Source organism: Cupriavidus sp. FW305-F7, from assembly GCF_058782875.1.
The window spans coordinates 41,841-56,073 of the sequence record NZ_JBYSYC010000037.1 but is presented as its reverse complement, the minus strand read 5'-3'; the positions used below and the strand labels follow the sequence as shown (position 1 = coordinate 56,073).

The following is a 14,233-nucleotide window of genomic DNA, read 5'->3' as shown; positions in this document are numbered from 1 at the left end:
GCATCCGCTAGTTGGATGAGCCCTTGACGCCGGGCTTGCGCTTGAGCATCTGCTCGACGTCAACGAAGGTGTTGCCCACCAGCGGCTTGGCGTCGGCCTGCGGCACATGGCATTGCGTGCAGAAGTAACGGCGCGGCGAGACGTCGGCCAGCACGTTGTTGTCGCGGTCCATGTAGTGCGTGATGCTGACTGGGATCGCCTGGGTTTCCTCGGTGCGCGTGCGGGCGTGGCAGAACATGCAGCGGTTGAAGTCCTTGTCGACCTGGTAGCCGTCGATCTTGTGTGGGATCGTCGGCGGCTGCATGGTGTAGTTGCGGGTGCGGCGGATGTCCTTGTTCTCGGTCGGGTACATGATGGGTGCCTTGGTCTCGCTGGCGATGGGTGTGGGCCCGCGCATCGCGTCGACCAGGCCCTGGGCGTGCGCCGGCATTGCCAGCACGGCCAGCAGCAGCGCACACAGGGCCAGCAGGGGCTTCCAGGATCGGCTTGGTTTCATGGCGTCTCCCTGTTCGATTCCGGGCTAGACCTTGACGATCTTGACCGCGCACTTCTTGAAGTCCGTCTGCAGCGAGATTGGGCAGGTGGCGTCCAGCGTCACCTTGTTGATCAGCTGGCTGGCATCGAACCACGGCACGAACACCAGCCCGCGCGGCGGCGCGTCACGCCCGCGGGTCTCCACGCGCGAGCGCATGCGCCCGCGCCGCGACACCACTTCCACCTCAACGCCGCGGCGCAGCCCCATTGCCTTGGCGTCTTCCGGATGCATGAACACCACCGCGTTGGGGAAGGCGCGGTACAGCTCCGGCACGCGCCGCGTCATCGAGCCGGAATGCCAGTGCTCCAGCACACGGCCGGTGGCCAGCCAGAACGGATATTCCTTGTCGGGCGATTCGGCTGCCGGCTCGTAGGGCAGGGCGAAGATCACCGCCTTGCCGTCGGGGTTGCCGTAGAACTGGTAGCCGGTGCCGGCCTTGACGTAAGGGTCGCTGCCCTCGCGGTAGCGCCAGCGGGTCTCCTTGCCGTTGACCACCGGCCAGCGCAGCCCGCGCGCCTCATGGTAGGCGTCGAACGGGGCCAGGTCGTGGCCGTGGCCGCGGCCGAAGCTGGCGTACTCTTCAAACAGGCCTTTCTGCACATAGAAGCCGAAGGCCTTGGCCTCGGCGTTGTGGTACTCGGCGTTGACTTCCTTGAGCGGGAACTTGTCGACCTGGCCATTGCGGTAGAGCACGTCGAACAGGGTCTTGCCGCGGTACTCCGGCTTCTTCGCGATCAGCTCGGCGGGCCAGACGTCCTCGACCTTGAAGCGCTTGGAGAATTCCATCAGCTGCCACAGGTCAGAGCGCGCGTCGCCCGGCGCATCGACCAGCTGGTGCCAGAACTGCGTGCGGCGCTCGGCATTGCCATAGGCGCCTTCCTTTTCCACCCACATCGCGCTGGGCAGGATCAGGTCGGCGGCCAGCGCGGTCACGGTGGGATAGGCATCGGACACCACCACGAAGTTCTGCGGGTTGCGGTAGCCCGGCAGGCCTTCTTCCATCAGGTTGGCGGCGGCCTGCATATTGTTGTTGACCTGCACCCAGTAGGCATTGAGCTTGCCGTCCTTGAGCATGCGGTTCTGCAGCACGGCGTGGTAGCCCGGCTTTTCGGGGATGGTGCCAGCCGGCAGCTTCCAGATGCGCTCGGCCTCTTCGCGGTGCTTGGGGTTGGTTACCACCATGTCGGCCGGCAGCCGGTGCGAGAAGGTGCCAACCTCGCGCGCAGTGCCGCACGCCGACGGCTGCCCCGTCAGCGAGAACGGGCTGTTGCCCGGCGTGGCGATCTTGCCGGTCAGCAGGTGCAGGTTGTAGACCATGTTGTTGGCCCAGCTGCCGCGCGTATGCTGGTTGAAGCCCATGGTCCACAGCGACATCACCTTGACGTTGGGGTCGGCATACAGTTCTGCCAGCTGGTCCAGCTTGGCCTTGGGCACGCCCGACAGCTTGCTGACGTAGTCGGCGTCGTACTTGGCCACGAAGCGTGCGAAGTCATCGAAGGTGATCGGGCGCGAGGCACCGGGATCGGCAGCGTTCTTGGCCGCCTTCTGCAGCGGATGTTCCGGGCGCAGGCCATAGCCGATGTCGGTCACGCCTTCCTTGAAGACCGTATGCTTGTTGACGAAGTCCTTGTTGACCTTGTTGTTCTTGATGATGTAGTGGGCGATGTAGTTCATCATCGCCAGGTCCGTCTGCGGCTTGAAGATGACCGGGATGTCGGCCAGGTCGAAGGAACGGTGCGTGAAGGTGGACAGCACCGCCACGCGCGTCTTGGGGTAGCTCAGGCGCCGGTCGGTGATGCGGGTCCACAGGATCGGGTGCATCTCGGCCATGTTCGAGCCCCACAGCACGAAGGCATCGGCGGCCTCGAAATCGTCGTAGCAGCCCATCGGCTCGTCCATGCCGAAGGTACGCATGAAGCCCTGCACTGCCGATGCCATGCAGTGGCGCGCGTTTGGGTCGATATTGTTGGAGCGGAAGCCCGCCTTGTAGAGCTTGGACGCGGCATAGCCTTCCCACACCGTCCACTGGCCGGAACCGAACATCCCCACCGCGGTCGGCCCTTTTTCCTTCAGCACGCGCTTGAACTGGCGTTCCATCTCGTCGAAGGCGCGCTCCCACGTGACCGGGGCGAATTCGCCGTTCTTGTCGTACTTGCCGTTCTTCATGCGCAAGAGCGGCTTGGTCAGCCGGTCCTGCCCGTACATGATCTTCGACAGGAAATAGCCCTTTACGCAGTTCAGACCCTTGTTGACCTCGGCCAGCGGATCGCCCTGCGTGGCCACTACCTTGTTGTCCTTGACCGCCACGGTCACGCCGCAGCCGGTGCCGCAGAAGCGGCAGGGCGCCTTGGACCACTTCAGCTTGGTCATGTCGCTGTCAGTGACAAAGTTGGCGGCCCCGGCCGGCAGCGTCACGCCGGCGACCGATGCGGTCGCGGCGACAGCGGTCTGCTTGATGAAATCACGACGAGAGATGGTCATGTGCCTGCCTCCTCGTTCATTGCCGGGTCCATCGCTTCGTGCATTGCCTCGGCGTCTTCGTTGTGCTGGTAGACGAGCGCGGCCGACAGCACGCCCTCGAGCTGGTGCAGGTACGTCAGGTGCGCGGCAATGGCGCGCGAGGTGGGCGCTTCGATGGTGACCACGAGCTTGCCGGCATCGCTGGCAGCGTGGACTTCGGCGCCGGTAATGGCTTCGATCGCGGCGCGCACCTGCGCCAGGCTGTCGGGAATGGCATGCACGACGATGCCGGCGATATGCCACTCTTCGCTCGCGGGCAGCGGCTGGATGGGGATGGCACGTCTTGCTGCGGGCATGCGCAAGCTCCGGTTCGATGCCGTTTCAGTCTGTGCTGCAGCTTGTTTTTATTTGTCAAATGCCGCCCCGGTCGCGGCAGTATTGCGCACCGGGCTTGCCGGGCCGCTCAATGCGACGGCGGACCGCTGATCAGTTGGGTCATCCAGACAATGAACCCATAGCCCGCCACGATGATGACGGAGAGTACCGGCACCATCACGGCGGTCAGGAAAAGGAAGCTGCGCAGTTCTTCTTGCTTGCGCTGCGGATCGTGGGCTTCACCGGTTTCCATCATGGCTTGAAGTAATCGGCAAAAGTGATCGGGCAAGACACCTGATGCGTTACACCATTAAAGGAAGCAGGAGCCAAGGTGTCAAGACTGCACTCGCTTATCCGTGCCCACGGCTCACGGGATCAGGCCGCGCGCGCGGCCCAGTGCCACCGCTTCTGTGCGGCTTTGCGTCGCACAGCGGTGCGCTCAGCTGGCCCAGCACGCTGGTTTCCAGCAGGAAGGCGCGGCACGCGTCGGACTGCCGCGCCAGGATGTCCCAGTTCCAGGTGGGTGCCGGAAAACGCGGTGACAAAGGCGGCGTGGTCGCTGCGCTGCTGCAGCGACAGCGCGGCGAGGTAGATCGCGGTGGCCCAGCCTTCGGTGCGGCGGTGCAGCGCGACAATGTCGCTGTCGCGCAGCGGCAGGCCGCAGCTTCCGCGCAGCAGTTGCGTAGCCTCGTCGACGGAAAAATGCAGGGCGGCGGGCGGGATCTCCAGCAACTGTCCGCGCGCACGCAGCCGGCCCGGGCCGATTTCCGGCGCGGTGCGGGAGCCGATCACCAGCGTGCCGCAGGGCGGCATCACCTCGATCAGCTGCTGCACCAGGTCCAGCGCCGGCGGGCTCTGCAAGGTCTCGAAATCATCCAGCACGATCGCGAACGGCTGCGCCGCGGCGCCCACTTGCCCCAGGATGCGGTGCGCCAGGCGCGGTCCGCTGGCCGGCTCCTGCACTGCCGCCCCGCGCCGCTTGCCGCCGCGCAGCGCGGCCAGGCCGGCGTCCAGGTGGACCAGCAGCCGTTCCAGGTCATTGTCGCCCGCATCCAGGCGCAGCCATACCGTGGCGTGCTGCTGCGCTGCGCAGGACTCCGCGTATTGCTGCATCAGCGTGGTCTTGCCAAAGCCGGCCGCGGCCCGCACCAGGATCACGCGGGCCGCGCGGTCCTGCGCCATGCGCGCGACCAGGTGCGGCCGGCCGATCGTGGCGGGGTGCGCCACGGGGGGCGCGAGCTTGGAAGCGAGCACCGTCGGCAGCGGGCCGCCGCTCACGGCGTGGTTGGCAAAGGGATGCAATGCACTCTCCTTGGGGGCGATGCCCGTCACCGCCACCCTTGCCCGCCTGCGGCGGACAGGATCATAAGTGCTCGGCAATATTTCTGCGGAAGGGCGTCAGGTCGGGGCGATCTTCTTAAGGGTTATGACACTTTTGTGACAATTGACCTTGGGGGCGGCCGCTGTCCTATCGCAGGATCAGCCGCGAGCGGGCAAAGCCTGCGTGAGTGCGCAGCGCCTGCATCAACTGGTCTGACGGCACGCGGTCGAGGTCGGTGACCACATAGCCGGTGTGGCCGCGCGTCTGCAGGTGCTGGCCGGTGATATTCACGCTCTCCTGCGCCAGCAGCGTGTTCAGTGCCGCCAGGGCGCCCGGCGCATTGCCGTGCACGTTGAGCAGCCGCGCCGGCGCGTGCAGCGGGCCGGGATCGACCTCGGGGAAATTGACGGCGCCGATGGTGCCGCCGGTGGCCAGGAAGTGCGCCAGCTTGGCCGCCACTTCGGTGCCGATATTCTCCTGCGCCTCTTCGGTGCTGCCGCCCACGTGCGGGGTCAGCAGTACGTTGGGCAGGTTCTGCAGTTCGCTGACGAAGGGGTCGTTGTTGGTCTTCGGCTCCTCCGGGAACACGTCGATGGCCGCACCGCCCAGGCGCTTCTCGCGCAGCGCCGCGGCCAGCGCGGCGATGTCCACCACGCTGCCGCGCGAGGCATTGATCAGGATCGCGCCCGGCTTGCAGGCGGCCAGGATGCGCGCATCGATCATATTGCGCGTGCGCGGCGTGGCTGGCACATGCAGGGTCACCACTTCGGCCTGCGACACCGCTTCTTCCAGCGATCCCGCAGCGCGCGCAGAGCCGTGCGAGAGCCGCGCCAGCACGTCGTAGTACACCACGCGCATGCCCATCGATTCGGCCAGCACGCCCACCTGCGAGCCGATATTGCCGTAGCCGACGATGGCAATGGTCTTGCCGCGCGCCTCGAACGCGCCGGCGGCGCCCTTGGCCCACTTGCCGGCGTGTGCCAGGGTGTTCTTCTCCGGGATCCGGCGCAGCAGCATCACCGCTTCGGACACCACCAGTTCGGCCACCGAGCGGGTGTTGGAGAAGGGCGCGTTGAACACCGGGATGCCGGCGGCGGTGGCGGCTTCCAGGTCCACCTGCGAGGTGCCGATGCAAAAGCAGCCAACCGAGAGCAGCCCGGGCGCGCTGCGGATGTCGTCGGCGCGCAGGTGGGTGGCAGAGCGGATGCCGACCACGTCGTGGCTGGCCAGCACCTGGCGCAGTTCGGCACCGGCCAGGGCGCCGGTGCGGCGCTCGACCTGTAGGCCGGCTTCAGTCAGCCGGGCGTTGGCGCTCTGGTGGATGTTCTCGAGCAGGATCGCAGTGGTCACGTTCGTTTTCCGCATGGAGGGTTGGCGGCGGTTGCCGCATCGCCACCATTCTGCGCGCAAAAAGGCCCGTGGGCCGGGGAGCCCCTGCTGCCGGCAATGGCACCGGCTGCCTCGCCGGCCTCGCTTCAGCGCGAGTGGCGCGAGTCGCCGCCGAGCGGGTCGACGATGATCATGGTCTGGCGCAGCACGCCGGCGTCATCGAAGTAGCAACTGAAATGCGCGGTCTGCAAGCCAGTCTTGTACATGCGCCAGGACCAGGCTTCACGCTTCATCAGGGGGTAGTACTGGATGGGCTCGCGCGGCAGGCCAAAGCGCTCCTGCACATCCTTCTTGGTCCAGGTCCCGACCTGGGCGCGGTAGATCTCCGTCTCGGTCAGCATCTGGCGATAGTCGGTGAGCTTGCCGCCGGCGTCGAAATCAGCGGCATAGACCTCATGGCCGAGGGGCTGGCGCGACCAGATCCAGCGGGTGGTGCCGTCGGCGAGGCGGTAGGTCTCGGTGGGGGATCCGAATGTACTGCGTACGGCACTTTCAGGGCTGCCGATCATTTGCTTGCCGGTCTGTTCCGGCTGCAAGGTCGCACAGGCCCCAAGCGAGCCGAGCACGACAGCGGCAACGCACAGTTTGCCGATATACCAGAATGGCGTGCGGGATTGCATGGCGCTCTCCTGCGGGCGAGATGCCCGCATCTCGCCATTCTCCGTCCGTCAGGCCGGCCCGTGCAACACCGGCTGGCGCCAGGCGGCGCCAGCCTGGACCGGCCGCTCGGTGCGGGGCCGGCGCTGGCTCAGCAGCGGCCTTTCTTGGCCTGGCCCGGCGGGCAGAAGGACTCGTTGCCGTACGTGTCGACACGGCAGTTGCCCTTCTTTGCCTGCCCCGGCGGGCAGCCCTGGTGGCCGCTGCCGTAGTCGTCGTAGGGGGCTACCACGCAGCCGCCTAGCAGTGCGCTGCAGGCGACCAGAAGGGCCAGAGCGGATTTCATCGCATTCTCCTTGTTGTGGGGGATTCCGTTTGCGACAGGAGAATAGATGGTGGCAGCGCCTTTGTCTGTAAGGAATAGTGAACGTTGTCCGCTCAGCGTGAATGCCGGCTACTTGCCCGCGGCGTCGGCGGGGCGCTTCCCGGCTGGCCTGGGCCGGCGCACCGCGCGGATCTTGCCGCTGTTGCCGCCGCCGCAGAAGAACTGGTCGCCGCCGTCGGACTCCAGCCCCGACACGCCCGCGCCGGCCGGCATGGTGACCGATTCCAGCACCGCGCCCGATTGCGGGTCGATGTGCCGCAGCTCGCTCTGGTCGCCTTCCCAGGTGCCGTGCCAGAGCTCGGCATCGACCCAGGTGACGCCGGTGACAAAGCGGTCGGACGTGATGGTGCGCAGGATCGCTCCCGTCTGCGGATCGACCTGGTGGATCTTCCGCTCCCGGTACTGGCCCACCCACAACGTGCCTTCGGCCCAGGCAAGCCCCGAGTCGCCGCCGCCGCCCGGAGCAGGGATCGTGGCCAGCACGCGGCCGCTTTGCGGATCGATCTTCTGGATGCGGTCTTCGGCAATCTGGTACAGGTGCTGGCCGTCGAAAGCCGTTCCGGCATGGGCGGCGACATCGAGCGAGCGCAAGGTCCTGCCGGTGAGCGGGTCCAGGGCATTGAGCTTGTCTCCGCTGGCAAACCAGACCCGCTGGCCGTCATAGCTGACACCATGGACGTTCTCGACCCCGGGGAAGGGACCATACTCGCGAAGCACTTCGGCTTGTGATCGTTTCATGCTGTCATCCTGGTGGCTTGGGGATGGCTACATGCTAGTCAATCGGCAGCGGCGAGGGGAGTAACAAGGCCGTCGTGAATCCCGGCACCGGCGGCGTCATCCAGCGGCGCGCGCGCCCGTGGCCAAGGGACTGGATCTTGCCCGCGGCCGCCAGCGTTTCCAGTGCCCGTTGCACCGAGCGCTGGCTGGCACCCAGCGCCAGCGCGAGGGCAGAGCTGGACCATGACTCGCCATCGGCCAGCAAGGCGAGCACCGCCGCGTGCTTCTCTTCCACCGGCCGCGCCAGCACCACCACCTCGCGCGCGCGGTCCGGCACCAGCGCGAAGCCGCGCCCGGTTGCGGTGACGCCGGCAAATGCGCCAAGCACCGCGCGCAGCCGCCCGATCTCGACACGCAGCCGCGCGCGGTGCGAAGCATCGGCATGCCTGGTGCGGAAGGCGTGCGCAATCAGCGTGTCCCGGGGCACGTCGGCGGGCCAGGCTTCGGCCAGCGCGCGCGCCAGCGTGAACAACACCGGCCGCCTGGCGAGCGAGACCGTGGTGCCAGCGCAGCGCACGGCATAGCGACACGCATCCACGACCAGCGCTTTCGACGCCAGCAGCGCTTCGACTTCCTCGAGCAGCAGCGGCCGTTCCTCGCCGCGCGCGATGCGGCGTGCCGCGGGGCTGTGCAGCGCCTGGGCCGCGCTTTCGACCTCGGCGCGCAAGGATGGGATGCCGGCGCGCTGCGCCGCGCGCGCGGCCTGTGCCAGTGCGGTGCGCGCCGGCCGGGTCTGCACGCGCCGTATCGCAATGCCCGCCACGATCAGGGCATGGGTTGTGCGCAACGCGGGCGGGAAGGGGGCGGGGTCAAGCCCGGCAAGCGCCTGCTCGGCTTCGTCGATGCGGCCGATCAGCAGCAGCCGGCGGATCGCCAGATAGCGCGCATGGGCGGCGTTGACCCAGTCGCCGTGCGCTTCAAGGGTGGCGCGCGCGCTGTCCAGCGTCTTTGCGGGCCAGCCCAGGTCACGCGAGACAAAGGCGATCTCCGTTTCGGCCACCACGCACCTGGCGCGCGCTACGGCTTCGCGCGGACCGAAGGCGCGCGCCGCGCTGCGCAACAGTGCCCGGGCGCGGATGAAGTCGCCAAGCTGCGCCATGGCGATGCCGCGCAGCGCCAGCGCCGGCGGATCATCGCGCAGCGCAACCCGGTTCAGCGCGCCAAGCGGATCACCCGCGGCGAGCGCGAGCGCCGCGGCGGCAATGCGTGAGTCCATCCGAATCCCGCCAGAAATCCCGCCACACTTGTCACTCCCACCGTTGGAAGCCGGCGCCTAATCTAGCACACGAACACCAACCAACGGAGGGATGCGCGATGACCACACACAGCACCGGAACCCGTGAAGCATGGCTGGCCGCGCGGCGTAAACTGCTCGAGGCCGAGAAGGATCTCACCCGACGCAGCGATGAACTGGCACGGCAGCGCCAGGCGTTGCCGTGGGTTCGAATCGACAAGCCCTACCGGTTCGAGACCGCGGCTGGCAGCGCCTCGCTGGCAGACTTGTTCCAGGGACGTTCGCAACTGCTGGTCTACCACTTCATGTTCGGCCCGGACTACCAGGCCGGGTGCCCGTCCTGCTCCGCGATTGCGGACGGGTTTGACGGCTTTGCCGTCCATCTGGCGCATCACGATATCACGCTGGCCGCGGTGTCGCGGGCACCGTTGGCGAAATTGCTGGCGTACCAGCGGCGCATGGGCTGGACCTTCCCGTGGGCGTCTTCGCAGGGCAGCGACTTCAACACGGACTTCAACGTCTGGTTCAGCGAAGCGCAACAACGCCAGGGCGATATCGACTACAACTACCGGCGCGAGGCGGCATTCGCCTGGCGCCCCGAGCTGGAGGCCGGCGGCGCTGCGGCCGAGGCCCGCTTTGCTGCCATGTGCGGCACCGATGCCGCGACGTACCAGCGCGACCGGCCGGGTATGAGCGCCTTCGCACTGGAAGATGGCGTTGTGTACCACACCTATTCCACCTATGCGCGCGGGCTGGATGGCCTGTGGGGCATGTACCAGTGGCTGGATCGCGCGCCGCGCGGACGCAACGAGGCCGGGGTCTGGTGGCGCCGCCACGATGAGTACGAGCCGGGCTGAGGCAGGTCGTGTCCAGCGTACTCACCGCGCACAGGCCGGCGCGCTCACGCAGCGCCGGCCCGCGCCTTGCCTTCTTTGGCATCCTTGCCGTGCTATTCATCGCCGGCGTGGCGGCGACACTCGCCTGGCATGCGTCCATGCCCGCAATGGGCGCGATGCCGATGCCAGGCGGCTGGACCATGTCAATCGAGTTTACTTTCCAGATTCTGTCAGGAAATCTCACAATGCCGCACAAGCTGCCCCCGCTCAACGCCTTGCGCATCTTCGAGGTTGCCGCCCGCGCCGGCAGCTATTCCGCGGCCGCGCGTGAGCTGCACCTGAACCCATGGCGCGGTCAGCCGGCAGATCGAGATCCTGGAGCAATGGCTGGGGCAGCCGCTGTTTATCCGCCAGGGCCAGCGCATGGTGCCGACTGTCCACGCGCAGGCGTTCGCGCGCGAGATCAGCACGGCGTTCGACCAGATCAGCGCCGCTTCCGAGCGCTATGGCCGCATTGCCACGCGCAAGGTGGTGCGCGTCAATGCCCCGGCAACCTTTGCCATGCGCTGGCTGATTCCGCGGCTGGGTGACTTCCGGCGCCAGCAGCCCGAGGTCGACGTGCGTGTGTCCACCGCCTTCAGCAACGAGGCCGGATTCAACGGCACCTTTGACGTGGCGATACGGCGCACCCTCGAACGTGGCGAACAGTTCGAGTCAGTGCCGATCTTTTCGGAGTACCAGACGGTGATCGCCAGCCCGGCGATGCTGGAGCAGGTGCCGTTGCAAGGTGTAGAGGACCTGGTAGAGGGCGTCTTCCTCTATACGGAGACACGGCCGGGAAGCTGGGAATCGTGGCTGCAGCAGGCGGGACATGCCTCGCTGCTGCCTGTTCGCACGCTGCGCTTCGACCATTTCTTTGTCACGCTGCAGGCGGTGGTGGACAGCCTTGGCTTTGCCATCGGCACCTTTCCGACCCTGGAAACGGACCGCGCGGGCGGTCGCATTGCGACGCCGTTTGCCGCCATCCGCGCACCGGGCAATACCTATCATGCGCTGGTGCCGCGCGATGCCGACAAGCCGCTGCATCTGCGCGCGTTCCTGGAGTGGTTGCAGCAGCAGGGGGAGGCGGCCGCGGAGACCTGAAGCGGCGCGCGCCCGGGAAGCGGGGTGAGGGTGGCGCGCGGCCCGCGCGATGCGGGCCTGCGCTGACGGGCGCTCAGGCCCCGTCGAGGAACGCGCTGCGCTGGCCCAGGCGCGTGCCGAGCGCATCGGGGGCCAGGCTCATGCTGGCGGGGTCCACGGCCGAGGCGGGGCTGCTTGCCATGGTCGGGTCGGCGGCTGCCGGCGCCATGCCCGGCTGGGCCGCCTGTACGGGCGCCTGGGCATAGCTGCCGCCCGCTGCGGGTGCCATCTGGGCCGACGGCGCTGCCGACGGCATGGCTTGCACGGGCTGGGCGGATTGCACCGGCTGAGTGGATTGCATCGGCTGCATCGGCTGCATCGGCTGCGTCATCGGCATGGGCTGGCTCGGCTGCAGGGGCTGGGCCTGCTGGGCAAACAGCGGGTAGGACGCGATCATCGCGCCAGCCACGACCAGGGATTTCGCCAGATGTTGCTTCATTCGTGTACCTCCTAGAACGCCTACAGGCAAGGGAACAGTCACTGTAGCGCCGAGGCACCTGACATTCTGTTTGATTTTGCAACGGTCGTTAACCAGCCTTGCCATCGGGGCCAGGGCAGGTTAGTTACGCGCGCGGCCTGCAAACCTTGCGGGCCGTCAACGCCTGGCCAATCGCTTGAGCGCCGCCGGGTCCAGCAGTTCGATCTGCCGGTACTCGCGGCGGATCAGGCCCGCTTCCTCCCACGCCTGCAGGTACTTGGCCACGGTCTGGCGAGAGCGGTTGACCATGTCGCCAAGGTCCTCCGCGCTGATGCGCACGACATGGTCGGTGCGGTCGGCCAGTTCCAGCAGGCGTGCTGCCATGCGCGCGTCGATGGGCGCCTGCGCCGCGCTTTGCGCGTGGTCGAACGCTACGCGCAGGCGCGCGCAGATCTGCTGCACGATCAGCTGCATGCCTTCCGGATGCGCGCCCAGGATGCGGTGGAAGTCGCGCTGGCTCAGCACCATCAGTTCCGTGTTGCCGACGGCGAAGGCGTCGTGCGTGCGCGGCTTGCCGTCCAGCAGCGAGATCTCGCCGAACCAGCGGCCACGCCCGATCACCGAATACACCGACTCGCGCCCGCCCGTGCTGACGCGGCTCATGCGCACCCGGCCCGACAGCACCATGCAGAAGTAGGTGGGCGGATCGCCGCGCGCGAAGATCATCTCGCCGTCGCCAAAGCGCAGGCGGCGTGCGGCGTTCGCCACGGCATCGAGCACGCCCGGCGGCGCATTGCGCAGCCAGCCGCTGGCCAGCACGCTGCGCGGCAGCGTGCGCACCGGTTCCACCGCTGCCCTCGATCCACGCTTCACATCACCCTTCACATCGCTCTCCTGCTGGAGCCGAGATTGTCTAATACTTAACAGACTTTGGCGCGGTGCGCCCGGACAATGCATCGATTCAATGACTCACATGCCCCCGGGGAGGTACGCATATGGCGCAAATCCAGCTTGTCGATTCAATCAGGGACCGCGTCTCCGACGCCGAATGGCAGATGCGCGTGGACCTGGCGGCCGCGTACCGCCTGGTCGCCCACTTCGGCTGGGACGACCTGATCTTCACCCATATCTCGGCACGCGTGCCCGATGCGCCGGACCAGTTCCTGATCAACCCGTACGGGATGATGTTCGACGAGATCACGGCATCGAGCCTGGTCAAGGTCGACCACGAAGGGCAGCCGGTGCTGGAAACGCCGTATGACGTCAACCCGGCCGGCTTCATCATCCACAGCGCCGTGCATGAGGCGCGCCCCGAAGTCGGTTGCGTGATGCACACGCATACCTCGCACGGCGTCGCCGTTTCGGCGCAGCAGGCGGGCCTGCTGCCGATCTCGCAGCAATCGATGTTCGCGCTGACCGGGCTGGCGTACCACGACTATGAAGGCGTGGCGCTGCGCGAGGACGAGAAGGCGCGGCTGGTGGCGGACCTGGGCCGCTGCAAGCAGATGATCCTGCGCAACCATGGCCTGCTGACGTGCGGGCGCACGGTATCCGATGCATTCCTGACCATGTACACGCTTGAGTCCGCCTGCCGCATCCAGATCCTCGCGCAAAGCGGCGGCACGCCGCTGACCATGGTGCCCGAAGCCGCCAGCGCCAACATGGGCCAGCAGGCGCGCCAGGCCACCAAGGGCAAGGGCTCCGGCCTGGCCTGGCCGGGCCTGCTGCGTCGCCTTGACCGCATCAACCCTGACTACCGCAACTGACCATGGCCATCCTCGTTCACCTGCCGTCGTTCATGGCGGTTCCCATCACTGCCGCGCTGCGCGAAGCCGCGCCGGATATCACCGTGTGGAACGGCCGCGAGGCCGCCGTCGCGGAAGAGGTCGAAGCCATCATCGCCTGGGGCCTGAAGCCCGGCGTGCTGCCGGCCTACCCGAAGCTGCGGCTGGTCTGCGCCGCCACCGCGGGCGTCGACAAGCTGCTGGCCGCGCCGGACCTGCCGCCTGGCATGCCGGTCACGCGCATAGTCGATCCCGGCCAGCAGACCGGCATTGCCCACTACGTGCTGGCGATGGCGCTGCGCCATACCCGCGCCCTCGGCCTGTACGCCGAACAGCAGCGCCGCGGTGAATGGAAGCGCCACCCGGGGCGCGATGTGTCGCGCTGCCGCGTGGGCGTGCTGGGGCTGGGCGAGATCGGCAGCGAGGTCGCGCGCATGTTTGCCGCCATCGGCTACCCGGTCAGCGGCTGGAGCCGCAGCGCCAAGCATCTGCCCGGCGTGACCGACTTCACCGGCGACGACGGGCTGGAGGCCATGCTGGCGCAGAGCGACATCCTGGTCTGCACGCTGCCGCTGACGCCGCGCACCGAGAGCATGCTGAACCGCCAGACGCTGTCGCGGCTGCCCAAGGGGGCGTTCCTGATCAACGTCGGGCGTGGCGAGCATGTGGTCGAGCCCGATCTGGTCGCACTGATCGACGATGGCCACCTTGCCGGCGCGGCGCTCGACGTGTTCGCCAAGGAGCCGCCCGCGGCGGACGATCCGGTCTGGAACCATCCCCGCATCGAGGCCACGCCGCATATCGCGGCCGACCCCTCGTACGAACTGGTGGCGCGGCAATGCATCGACAACCTGCGGCGCGCGCGCGACGGGCGTGAGCTGCTGAACCAGGTGGACCGGCAAGCGGGCTACTGAGGGCCCGGCGGGCCGGTCCGTCCGCG

General features: G+C 67.5%; 15 protein-coding genes and 2 pseudogenes. 5 read left to right on the top strand and 12 right to left on the bottom strand.

All coding sequences use genetic code 11. The features are described 5' to 3' along the window. Positions 1-7: 7 nt before the first annotated feature. From AC3WL8_RS28580 to AC3WL8_RS28535, 10 genes are all read right to left on the bottom strand, one after another. Complete coding sequence (locus AC3WL8_RS28580; RefSeq protein WP_013952462.1) at positions 8-496, bottom strand: nitrate reductase cytochrome c-type subunit; 489 nt, start codon at positions 494-496, stop codon at positions 8-10. Between the two features lie 24 nt (positions 497-520). After that, positions 521-3,016, bottom strand: coding sequence for a periplasmic nitrate reductase subunit alpha (gene napA / locus AC3WL8_RS28575; protein WP_013952463.1), 2,496 nt, complete (start codon positions 3,014-3,016; stop codon positions 521-523). Continuing rightward, complete coding sequence (locus AC3WL8_RS28570; protein WP_013952464.1) at positions 3,013-3,351, bottom strand: chaperone NapD; 339 nt, start codon at positions 3,349-3,351, stop codon at positions 3,013-3,015. Before AC3WL8_RS28570 ends, napA begins: the two co-directional genes overlap by 4 nt. Before the next feature lie 107 nt (positions 3,352-3,458). Beyond that, positions 3,459-3,626: a periplasmic nitrate reductase, NapE protein gene (napE, locus tag AC3WL8_RS28565; RefSeq protein ID WP_013952465.1), complete on the bottom strand. Its 168-nt coding sequence runs from the start codon at positions 3,624-3,626 to the stop codon at positions 3,459-3,461. Between the two features lie 94 nt (positions 3,627-3,720). Then, positions 3,721-4,116 carry a winged helix-turn-helix domain-containing protein gene (locus AC3WL8_RS28560; RefSeq protein ID WP_492379345.1) on the bottom strand — a complete coding sequence of 132 codons (396 nt, stop codon included), beginning with the start codon at positions 4,114-4,116 and terminating at the stop codon, positions 3,721-3,723. A gap of 722 nt (positions 4,117-4,838) precedes the next feature. After that, positions 4,839-6,056 (bottom strand): phosphoglycerate dehydrogenase, encoded by a 1,218-nt coding sequence (gene serA, locus AC3WL8_RS28555; protein WP_013952468.1) that lies wholly within the window; start codon positions 6,054-6,056, stop codon positions 4,839-4,841. A gap of 110 nt (positions 6,057-6,166) precedes the next feature. Beyond that, complete coding sequence (locus AC3WL8_RS28550) at positions 6,167-6,700, bottom strand: hypothetical protein (protein WP_211981027.1); 534 nt, start codon at positions 6,698-6,700, stop codon at positions 6,167-6,169. 128 nt (positions 6,701-6,828) lie between these two features. Further along, positions 6,829-7,023, bottom strand: a complete 195-nt coding sequence (locus AC3WL8_RS28545; RefSeq protein ID WP_013952470.1) for a hypothetical protein — start codon at positions 7,021-7,023, stop codon at positions 6,829-6,831. Positions 7,024-7,131: 108 nt separating this feature from the next. Then, a complete protein-coding gene (locus tag AC3WL8_RS28540) occupies positions 7,132-7,800 on the bottom strand; it encodes a Vgb family protein (RefSeq protein ID WP_013952471.1) in 669 nt (222 codons plus the stop codon). 34 nt (positions 7,801-7,834) lie between these two features. Next, on the bottom strand, positions 7,835-9,055 hold the full coding sequence (locus tag AC3WL8_RS28535) for a hypothetical protein (protein ID WP_013952472.1): 1,221 nt from the start codon (positions 9,053-9,055) through the stop codon (positions 7,835-7,837). 98 nt (positions 9,056-9,153) lie between these two features. Between AC3WL8_RS28535 and AC3WL8_RS28530 the strand changes: the two genes are divergently transcribed. The 3 genes and pseudogenes from AC3WL8_RS28530 to AC3WL8_RS28520 all read left to right on the top strand — a co-directional run bounded on the left by AC3WL8_RS28530 (position 9,154) and on the right by AC3WL8_RS28520 (position 11,052). Continuing rightward, positions 9,154-9,930 (top strand): DUF899 domain-containing protein, encoded by a 777-nt coding sequence (locus AC3WL8_RS28530; RefSeq protein ID WP_492379334.1) that lies wholly within the window; start codon positions 9,154-9,156, stop codon positions 9,928-9,930. A gap of 8 nt (positions 9,931-9,938) precedes the next feature. Next, positions 9,939-10,118, top strand: a pseudogene (locus tag AC3WL8_RS28525) (DUF2182 domain-containing protein); the annotation flags it as partial. A 36-nt stretch (positions 10,119-10,154) separates the two neighbouring features. Then, positions 10,155-11,052 (top strand): annotated as a pseudogene (locus AC3WL8_RS28520) (LysR substrate-binding domain-containing protein). 73 nt (positions 11,053-11,125) lie between these two features. Here AC3WL8_RS28520 and AC3WL8_RS28515 read toward each other — a convergent pair. Both AC3WL8_RS28515 and AC3WL8_RS28510 read right to left on the bottom strand, forming a co-directional pair. Continuing rightward, the gene (locus tag AC3WL8_RS28515) at positions 11,126-11,530 is read right to left on the bottom strand and encodes a hypothetical protein (RefSeq protein ID WP_492379333.1); all 405 of its coding nucleotides are present in this window, start codon (positions 11,528-11,530) and stop codon (positions 11,126-11,128) included. 156 nt (positions 11,531-11,686) lie between these two features. Further along, positions 11,687-12,394, bottom strand: coding sequence for a Crp/Fnr family transcriptional regulator (locus AC3WL8_RS28510; RefSeq protein WP_049800634.1), 708 nt, complete (start codon positions 12,392-12,394; stop codon positions 11,687-11,689). 110 nt (positions 12,395-12,504) lie between these two features. Here AC3WL8_RS28510 and AC3WL8_RS28505 point away from each other — a divergent pair, with 110 nt between their 5' ends. Beyond that, positions 12,505-13,275 carry a class II aldolase/adducin family protein gene (locus tag AC3WL8_RS28505; RefSeq protein ID WP_013952485.1) on the top strand — a complete coding sequence of 257 codons (771 nt, stop codon included), beginning with the start codon at positions 12,505-12,507 and terminating at the stop codon, positions 13,273-13,275. A gap of 2 nt (positions 13,276-13,277) precedes the next feature. Then, positions 13,278-14,207: a 2-hydroxyacid dehydrogenase gene (locus tag AC3WL8_RS28500; protein WP_492379332.1), complete on the top strand. Its 930-nt coding sequence runs from the start codon at positions 13,278-13,280 to the stop codon at positions 14,205-14,207. Positions 14,208-14,233 lie beyond the last annotated feature (26 nt).